At 66.1% G+C, this 9423-nt stretch carries 7 protein-coding genes and 1 riboswitch; of the genes, 1 reads left to right on the forward strand and 6 read right to left on the reverse strand.

Features of this window, described 5'->3' with window-relative positions; genetic code table 11:
• The first annotated feature begins 544 nt into the window (after nucleotides 1–544).
• Nucleotides 545–1216, forward strand: coding sequence for a vitamin K epoxide reductase family protein (locus AC1DHD_RS10555; protein ID WP_476879673.1), 672 nt, complete (start codon nucleotides 545–547; stop codon nucleotides 1214–1216).
• A 99-nt stretch (nucleotides 1217–1315) separates the two neighbouring features.
• Here AC1DHD_RS10555 and ndk read toward each other — a convergent pair whose 3' ends face one another.
• The 6 genes from ndk to AC1DHD_RS10585 form a co-directional block, all read right to left on the reverse strand.
• A complete protein-coding gene (gene ndk, locus AC1DHD_RS10560) occupies nucleotides 1316–1729 on the reverse strand; it encodes a nucleoside-diphosphate kinase (protein WP_476879674.1) in 414 nt (137 codons plus the stop codon).
• 39 nt (nucleotides 1730–1768) lie between these two features.
• A complete protein-coding gene (locus tag AC1DHD_RS10565; RefSeq protein ID WP_476879675.1) occupies nucleotides 1769–2212 on the reverse strand; it encodes a DUF4233 domain-containing protein in 444 nt (147 codons plus the stop codon).
• A gap of 2 nt (nucleotides 2213–2214) precedes the next feature.
• Nucleotides 2215–3573 (reverse strand): bifunctional folylpolyglutamate synthase/dihydrofolate synthase, encoded by a 1359-nt coding sequence (locus AC1DHD_RS10570; protein ID WP_476879676.1) that lies wholly within the window; start codon nucleotides 3571–3573, stop codon nucleotides 2215–2217.
• A gap of 3 nt (nucleotides 3574–3576) precedes the next feature.
• Nucleotides 3577–6915, reverse strand: coding sequence for an isoleucine--tRNA ligase (gene ileS / locus AC1DHD_RS10575; RefSeq protein ID WP_476879677.1), 3339 nt, complete (start codon nucleotides 6913–6915; stop codon nucleotides 3577–3579).
• A gap of 335 nt (nucleotides 6916–7250) precedes the next feature.
• Nucleotides 7251–8504: an MFS transporter gene (locus AC1DHD_RS10580; protein WP_476879678.1), complete on the reverse strand. Its 1254-nt coding sequence runs from the start codon at nucleotides 8502–8504 to the stop codon at nucleotides 7251–7253.
• Nucleotides 8505–8525: 21 nt separating this feature from the next.
• Nucleotides 8526–8614, reverse strand: a riboswitch (Fluoride riboswitch).
• Nucleotides 8615–8727: 113 nt separating this feature from the next.
• The coding region (locus AC1DHD_RS10585) for a glycerophosphodiester phosphodiesterase family protein (RefSeq protein WP_476879679.1) at nucleotides 8728–9423 on the reverse strand (696 nt) is incomplete at its 5' end.

Consider the following 9423-nt stretch of genomic DNA (forward strand, 5'->3'; position numbering starts at 1 on the left):
GCGGTGGTTTCCGGTGCTTCCCCGGTAGCGGCTGCTTCGTTGTTACCGGCTACTAGCTGGTCATTATCCATATGTGGCGACACTCCTGCCCCTGATGTGCCGCCACATCCGGCACCCGCGGGGGCAAATATTTGTCAACACCCGCAGGCATTGACAGAAGTCAATTGGATACCTCCAGGTTCGCACCGGCAGTGGGGTGCGGCAGCCCTGGAAGGCCGGCAAGATTGCCCTGAACCCGTTGATCTGTACATCACAACCAGGTGCCGTCCAATGGCATTGCGGGATAGGCCGGATCGAGGGATCCGAAGTATGCCCTGCTCATCATTGGCGGTCTTGAAAACAATGTCGCCGGACTGAGACCCGAATGTGGATCGCGTCCCAGCCAGGTTCATTGTCTCACAACAGCCGTCAAAGCAGGGGTAAGGAGGCCGGCCGGTCCGCGCCGCCGGCGAATCACGGCTCCGGAACGGGCACTCTCCGCGTATGTTCAGGCTCCGGCGATAGAATCGGCCCAAGAGCTCCCGACGCAAAGGACTGAAATCCCATGCCCAGCATCTCCCACGCCACCGGCGATGTGGCCGCCCCTGAGCGCGCCGCCGGCACGGCCGCAGCGGAGCGTCCGCTTCCGCTGATGACGCGTGACCGACCCTTCGCCTGGCTCCTGCTGATCACCGGTGTTGTGGGCTGGCTGGCTTCGGGGACGCTGGTGCTGGAGAAGCTGGAAGTCCTCAAGGACCCGAATCACGTCACGGTTTGTGACGTCAATCCGTGGATTTCCTGCGGGCAGGTCATGCAGACGTGGCAAAGCTCCGCGTTCGGCTTCCCGAACATGTTCATCGGCATCGTCGCCTTTGCGATCATCATCACCACGGCGATGGGCATCCTGGCTGGCGCCAAATTCGCACGGTGGTACTGGCTTGGCCTGCAGGCCGGCGTCACCCTGGGCTTTGTGTTTGTGGTCTGGCTCTGGTCACAGGCCCTGTACTCGATCCATATCCTGTGCCCCTTCTGCATGATCGTCTGGGCGGCCATGATCCCGCTGTTCGTCTGGGTCACGGTCCGCAATATCAGCCACGGGGTCATCCCGCTGCCGGCCGGCGCGGCCCGCATCGTCGGAGACTCCGGTTGGATCCTCACGGCGCTTCTTTACGTAGCAGTTATCGCCACGATCTTCTTCGCATTCATCCAGGTGTTTGTCGGGACCTCGGGCTACTGAGGCTTTAACCGCCACCGGGGCAACAGTAAAGGCCAATGTTCACATAGGAACATTGGCCTTTACTGTTGCTACTGTTGCCCGGCGGCGGGGCGGGAAATCCTAGAACCAGATCTTGATCTCGCGTTCGGCGGACTCCGCCGAGTCGGAGCCGTGGACCAGGTTCTGCTGGACCTTAACGCCCCAGTCGCGGCCGAAGTCGCCGCGGATGGTGCCGGGCGCCGCCGTCGTCGGGTCCGTGGTACCGGCGAGGGAGCGGAAGCCTTCAATAACACGGTGGCCTTCGAAGATGGCTGCCACCACGGGACCGCTGAGCATGAACTCGACCAGCGGCTCGTAGAACGGCTTGCCGACGTGCTCTTCGTAGTGCTGTTCGAGGAGTTCGCGGCTCGCGTTGACCTTCTTCAGTTCCGCCAGGGTGTATCCCTTGGCTTCGATCCGGGCGATGATGCTGCCGGTCAGGTTACGGGCGACGCCGTCGGGCTTAATCAGGACGAGGGTGCGCTCAGTGCTCACAGCTGCTCCAATATGTTGGGGTGGGGTTTGGGAACAAGTCTAGTTGGTCTGGCCTTCAGGATTGGCGGCCTCCCAGGCCGCCTGCTCACGCTCGCGCTGGGCCGCTTCCCGGTCGATCCGGATGCCGGTCCTGATTCCGTACCACCAGGAGATCGCAAACAGGCCGCCCACGATGAACATGGTGGGCTCCACGAAGCCGGTGAGGATCAGGATCACCTGCAGGATCCAGCCCAAGGCCACACCCCACGGCTTCGAGAGCACCGCGCAGGCCAGGACGAGGACCACGCTCAGGCCGAGGCCTACCCCGAAAATCAGCCCCGGCGCGAGTTCGCCGCGCCGAAGGCCGAAGACCGCCAAGGTGCCGAAGACGGCCACGAACGCCTCCAGGAGCAGCACGGTGGAGGCAAACATCACCTTGGTGGAGCGGCGCTTCTTGGGCATGCCGGGACGCCATTCGCGCTGTGCTTTTGTCAGTCGCGCCATGGTTACACGCCGTCCTTGCCGAGCAGGATCCGGGCTTCGGCCACGAGTGTGATGGATCCCGTGACCAGGATGCCGCCGGCGAGGTCATCGTTGGATTCGGCCCGTTCGACGGCCCATTCGAGGGCATCGTCCAGCTTCTCGGCGATGTGAATGTTCTCCTCGCCAAAGCCCAGGTCCACGGCAAGCTCCGCGAGGTCCTCGGCGGGGACGGCGCGGGGTGAGTTGGACTGGGTGAGGCAGTACTCGGCGGAGAGGTCGCCCAGTGAATCTTTGAGTTGGCGGAGGATTTCCTCGGCGTCCTTTTCCTTGAGGACACCAACCACCACCACCAGCTTGCTGAAGCTGAACGCCTCGTGGATGGCCTCGGCGGAGACCCGGATCCCTTCCGGGTTGTGTGCGGCGTCCACAATGATGGTCGGCGCGGTACGGAGCACCTCCAGGCGGCCCGGCGAGGTGACGGAGGCGAACGCTTCCTGGATCACCTCGGCGTCCAGCGGCTTGTCGGCGCCGAAGAAAGCCTCCAGCGCGGCCACGGCGACGGCAGCGTTTTCTGCCTGGTGCGCCCCGTGCAGCGGGACCAGCAGGTCCTCGTAGCGCCCGGCCAGGCCCTGAATGGTGACCATCTGGCCGCCGACAGCAACCGTGCGGGACTCGACGCCGAACTCCACTCCTTCGAAGCGGAACGGCACATCCACTTCGCGGGCCTTCTCCAGCAGCACCTGCGCCGCGTCGACGGGCTGGGCGGCGCTGACGAGGAAGCCTCCCGGTTTGATGATGCCGGCCTTTTCGTAGGCGATTTCCTCGGTGGTCTCCCCCAGCAGCTCCGTGTGGTCCAGCGAAATCGGGGTCACCACGGCAACCTGGCCGTCACCGACGTTGGTCGCATCGGTGATGCCGCCCAGGCCGACCTCGATCACGGCCACGTTGACCGGCTGGTCCGCGAAGACGGCGAATCCGAGGATGGTCAGGCACTCGAAGTACGTCAGCCGGGGCTGGCCTTCGGCGAGGAGTTCGTTGTCCACGATTTCCAGGTACGGGCGGATCTCGTCCCAGATCCGCACGAACGTCTCGTCCGGGACCGGTTCGCCGTCGATGCTGATCCGTTCGGTGACCTTGGACAGGTGCGGGCTCGTGTACCGGCCGGTGCTCAGCCCGTGGGCGCGCAGCCCGGCCTCGATCATCCGGGCCGTTGAGGTCTTGCCGTTGGTACCGGTCACGTGGATGATCGGGAACGCCTTGTTCGGCTCCCCCAGGATGTCCATGGCCCGGTACAGCGGGGCGAGCCGCGGCTCCATTTTGTTTTCCGGCGCCCGGCCCAGCAGCTCGGCGTAGACGCTCTCTACGGAAAATTCGTCGGTCATGGACTAGGCCCCAATCTTCTCGACGGTGATCTGCAACTCCGTGGTGTCAGCGTTGGAGGACAAGCCGAGTTCCATCGTGAGGGTCTCGGTGACCACGAGGTTTTCGTGGGCCTTCACCGCGTCCACAACGTCCATCGGGGCGCTGACGTTGGTCCGGATCCGGTCGCTGACGTTCAGCCCGGCGTCCTTGCGGGCCTGCTGGATGGCCCGGACCATGTCACGGGCAATGCCCTCGGCCTCGAGTTCGGGGGTGACCTCGGTGTTGAGCACCACGAACCCGCCGCCGGGCAGTACCGCCGCAGCGCGCGAACCCTCCCCTTCGGCTGCCTCGGCCACCACTGTCTCCAGGGTGTACTCCTGCGGTTCGAGCTGCAGCCCGCCCGCGGTGACCACCCCGGCGTCGTCAACGAACCAGTCGCCGGACTTGGAGCCCTTGATGGCCTGCTGCACGCTCTTGCCGAGCCGCGGGCCGGCGGCCCGGGCGTTCACCACCAGTTTCTGCTCAATACCGAACTCCTCCGGGGAGGCGCTTCCGGCGTCCAGCAGCCGCACGGAACGCAGGTTCAGTTCATCGGCGACGACGGCGGCGAAGCCGTCCAGCGCGTCCGCGCCGGGTGYCACTACGGTGAGTTCCTGCAGCGGCAGGCGGACACGGAGGTTGGCGGCCTTGCGGAGTGAGGACCCGGTGGAGCAGATCTGCTGCACGCGGTCCATGGCCTCAACGAGGCCCGGGTTGGCGGCGAACAGCCCGGCGTCCGGCCAGTCGGCCAGGTGCACGGAGCGCCCGCCGGTCAGTCCGCGCCAGATCTCCTCGGTAACCAGCGGGAGCAGGGACGCAGCAGCCCGGCAGACCGTCTCCAGCGCCGTATAGAGGGCGTCGAAGGCGTCCACGTTCTCGTCGAAGAAGCGCTGGCGGCTGCGGCGCACGTACCAGTTGGTGAGCATGTCCAGGTAACTGCGGAGTTCGTCGCAGGCCCCGGAGATGTCGTAGCTGTCCAGCTTTTCGGTCATGTTCCGGACCAGGTCGCCGGTGTTCGCCATCAGGTACGTGTCGAGGGTGTCGGCGTAGCCGTCGTAGCGCAGCTTGGCGTCGTAGCCCGCGCCGCCATCGGCGGCGTTGGTGTACAGGGTGAAGAAGCTGTACACGTTCCACAGCGGCAGGATGACCTGGCGGACGCCGTCGCGGATGCCCTGTTCGGTGACCACCAAGTTGCCGCCGCGCAGGATCGGGCTGGACATGAGGAACCAGCGCATCGCGTCGGAACCGTCGCGGTCCAGGACCTCGGAGACATYCGGGTAGTTGCGCAGGCTCTTGGACATCTTCTGCCCGTCCGAGCCCAGGACGATGCCGTGGCTGATGACGTTGCGGAAGGCCGGCCGGTCGAACAGCGCGGTGGAGAGGATGTGCAGCATGTAGAACCAGCCGCGCGTCTGTCCGATGTATTCGACGATGAAGTCGGCCGGGTTGTGCGTGTCGAACCATTCCCCGTTTTCGAACGGGTAGTGCACCTGGCCGTAGGGCATGGAGCCGGAGTCGAACCAGACGTCCAGGACGTCCTCGACGCGGCGCATGACGGACTGTCCCTCTTCCGGGGTGCGGGGGTCGTCCGGGTTCGGGCGGGTGAGTTCGTCGATGAACGGCCGGTGCAGGTCAACCTGGCCGGCCTTATTCAGCGGCAGGCGGCCGAAGTCCGCCTCGATCTCAGCCAGCGAACCGTAGACGTCCGTCCGGGGGTAGTCCGGGTCGCTGGACTGCCAGACCGGAATGGGGCTGCCCCAGTAGCGGTTGCGGCTGATGGACCAGTCGCGGGCGTTGGCGAGCCATTTGCCGAACTGGCCGTCCTTGACGTTGCCCGGGATCCAGTTGATCTCCTGGTTCAGTTCGGACATCCGGTCTTTGAACTTGGTGACCTCGACGTACCAGGAGGACACCGCGCGGTAGATCAGCGGGTTGCGGCAGCGCCAGCAGTGCGGGTAGGAGTGCTCGTAGCTGGCCTGGCGGACCAGGCGGCCCTGGGCACGGAGAGCCTGTGTGATGGGCTTGTTGGCCTCGAAGACCTGGAGTCCGGCGATCCCCGCGAGGGGGCCATGGCCGAACAGCGGCAGGAACTTCGCGCCCTCATCCACGGAGAGGACAACCGGGATGCCGGCCTCCTCGCAGACCTTCTGGTCGTCTTCACCATACGCGGGCGCCTGGTGGACAATGCCGGTGCCGTCGGTGGTAGTGACGTAGTCCGCCACCAGGAAGCGCCAGGCGTTCTCGGTACCGTACTTCTCGGCGTCGTGGAAGTAATCCCACAGCGGCTCGTACGTCAGCCCCTCCAGTTCGGCGCCGGTGTGGCGTGAGGTGACGGCGGCGTCGGCCGCGGCAGCACCCTCGGCGCCGTCGCCGTAGCCAAGGTCCTTGGCGTAGGCGCCCAGCAAGTCAGCGGCGAGCAGGAAGCTGCCCGTGACGGGGGCCTCCGCTGCGGCGGCCTTGATTCCGTGCGGGCCGGCGGGCAGCACAACGTAGTTGATGGCGGGCCCGACGGCGAGCGCTGCGTTGGTGGGCAGCGTCCACGGCGTCGTGGTCCAGGCCATTGCCTGCACCCCGGCGAGCTGCTTCGAAAGCTCCGACTCCCCTGCCGTGATCGGGAACGTGACCGTGACCGTCTGGTCCTGCCGGTTCTTGTAAACGTCGTCGTCCATGCGCAGCTCATGGTTGGACAGCGGCGTCTCGTCCTTCCAGCAGTACGGCAGGACCCGGTAGCCGTTGTAGGTCAGGCCCTTTTCGTGCAGCTGCTTGAACGCCCACAGCACTGACTCCATGTACTCGACGTTGAGTGTCTTGTAGTCGTTCTCGAAGTCCACCCAGCGGGCCTGGCGGGTGACGTAGCTCTTCCATTCGTCGGCGTACTTCATGACGGACGCGCGGCAGGCGTCGTTGAACTTGTCGATGCCCATGGCTTCGATCTGGGTCTTGTCCGTCATGCCGAGCTGCTTCATGGCCTCCAGCTCGGCGGGCAGGCCGTGGGTGTCCCAGCCGAAGCGGCGCTCGACGCGGCGTCCGCGCTGGGTCTGGTAGCGGCCCACCAGGTCCTTGGCGTAGCCGGTGAGCAGGTGGCCGTAGTGCGGCAGCCCGTTGGCGAAGGGAGGGCCGTCGTAGAAGACGAACTCGTTGGATCCGTCAACGCCGGAGTCCCGCTGGTCGATGCTCGCCTGGAAGGTCCCGTCCTGGTCCCAGTACTTGAGGATGCGCTCTTCGATCTCCGGGAACTTCACGGAGGCGGACACGCCGGAGGTGGCGGAAGCGGTGGCGCTGGGATCCGACGGTGCTGCTGAGGCCTTGGGGTATTGGGTCATCTCGACATCCTGGGTTGAGCTTGAACAACGGGATTCATTCAGGATGCGAGGACGGCTCCTGTGCTGTCGGAACAACACCGGCACCGCGGTACCACCTCACTTACCGGCACCGGTCCGCCCGCCCCCCCGGGAATCCGGGAAAGAGGCTGCACCGGCATCGGCCGCTCGTTGACTGCTGTGACGGGCTTACCCGTCCGGGTCTACCAGCCCTGCCGCGTCGTCTCCGCGCGCCGGGGCGTTCTTCCGGAAGCTCACCGGTGATAGCCGGGTCAAAGCTGATACCTCGATCGTACCGGAAACTGCCCCCGGCTTTCACCGCCCGTCAGCGCGGACGCCTACGGTTCAACCCGTTTGGAAGGCTCGCGTTTGAGGAGCGGGATGAAAACGAGCAGCGCCGCAAGCTGGGTGGCCACAGTGAAGATAATAAGGCCGGCGACGGAGGCCGAATATAGCGCCCCGATGATGGTTGACCCGGCAAGCCAGGCAACCCCGTAGATGGCCGTGAAGATCCCGTATCCGGTCCCGCGGCGGGCCGCGGGAACCAGGTCCGCGACCGCCGCACGGAGGGTGGATTCATGGATTCCCAATGCTGCTCCCCAAACGACGGCGCCTGCCCAGACCAGCCCCGGAGCTGCGGTGAAGGACAGGAACGGGACGGCGGCAGTCAGTGGCAGGGCGATGAGTAGCCCGCGCAGACCGATTCGGTCATAGAGCGCCCCGGAGGCCAGCGCAGCGAGGGCGGCAGCTCCCATGGAAACGGCATAGGTGACCGGAATCAGTGCAGACGGCAGCACTTTTTGGACTTCGAGATGGTAGGAAATCACGCCGAAGGTGGAAAAGCCGAACATTGAGACTGCGGTGAACGCGCTGTACCACCAGAACTTGGCCGGGAGCGGGCGGCGCCCGGCCGGGGTGCCGCCGTCGACGTGCGGTGTGCCGCCGCCACCGTCCACGGCCTGCGAGTCGAATCTTCCGGGATCCGGGACAGCGCGCCGGAGCAGCAACACGGCCACGAGGGCGGCCGCGCCGGGCACGGCGAGCACGCCGAATCCAAGCTGGTAGCCGGAGATTGCGACCATAAGGCCGACGAGCAGCGGACCGATCAGAGCCCCAGACTGGTCCAGGGCTTCGTGGACGGCGAAGGCCCGGCCGTGCCCCAGAACCGACCCCGCGTGGGAAAGCATAGTGTCACGCGCGGGGGTCCGGACAGCTTTACCGAACCGTTCCGTGACCACCAGCGCCGAGGCCTGCCATAGCGACCCCGCCAAGGACAGCACGGGCACAGCGATGACAGTCAGGGCGTAACCGGCGATGGTCAGGGGCCAGTACTTGCGGGTGCGGTCCGCCAGGGGGCCGGTGCCGAGCCGCAGGACCAGGGCGACGGCCTCCCCCACCCCGGTGATGAACCCGACCATAACGGCGGAGGCGCCGAGGGTGGCCAGGAATGGTCCGGTAATGGAGCGGGCGCCTTCGTAGACGACGTCGGCCAGCATGCTCACGACGCCGAAGCCCAGCACGAACCCCATCGGCCCGAGCCTGTTCTCCCCGGTGGGCGCCGGCGTCACAGCAGGCTGTTCRGGGCCAGGCATAGCTCACCTACCTTCGAAGTAGCAAAGGTAGGAACCATCAGCCAAGTGGCGGTTCGAACACCCCGCACCATGAGTGCGGTGTTCCGGCGGGATCCATCGCCGTGAACAGAGACTACAGGCCTAGTCCGCGGCCGCACCATCCTCGGCCAGATTCCCGTGCACGACGTTGCCCGTGAGCCAGGCCGTTTGGGCCGGCTTCGCCCCCAGCCCAAACGGCCCCCGGCTACTTGACGGCGGGCGCCGGCTTGGGGAGTTTCATGCCCGATTCGGCCATGACCTCGCGGAGCCGGTCCGGGTAGTCGGTGATGAGTCCGTCGACGCCGGCCTTGATCTGCGCCCGCATGGTGGGCTTGTCGTCGACCGTCCACGGGATGACCTTCATGCCCGCGGCGTGGGCCCGGCGGACCATGTCGGCGGTGACGTACGGGACGTAGTCCGGGTCCGTGACTTTGCCGTTCTGCGGGGTCCCATGGACCGGGGAGATGGCGTCGAAGCCGAGCGACGCGGCCGCCGCGACCAGGTCCCCGCCGAAGTCGTCGGCGTCGATGCCGCCGAGCCACGGCGACTTCCCGGGCTGGCCGGCCTGCAGGAAGTCCTTGTTGGTCAGGGCCACCGTGGGGATTTGCGGCTGGCGCTGCTGCACCAGGCGCAGGGAGCCCCAGTCGAAGCTCTCGATCGAGACGCGGTGCTGCATGTGCGCCTTGTTGATTTCACGGAGGGCGACGTCGACGAACTGTTCCCGCGGCGCTGTCTCCTGCGGGGCGCCGGCCTCTACCTTGGTTTCGATGTTGAACTTCACCTGGCTGGCACGGTGCGCGTCGGCCAGGGCGAAGACCTCGGCGAGGGTGGGCATCTTGGCACCCGGGGATGCCTGCTGGCCGGGGAACTCCGGCTGGGTCAGCGAGCCGCAGTCCAGGCT

Source organism: Arthrobacter sp. 05L45_2 (assembly GCF_056397525.1).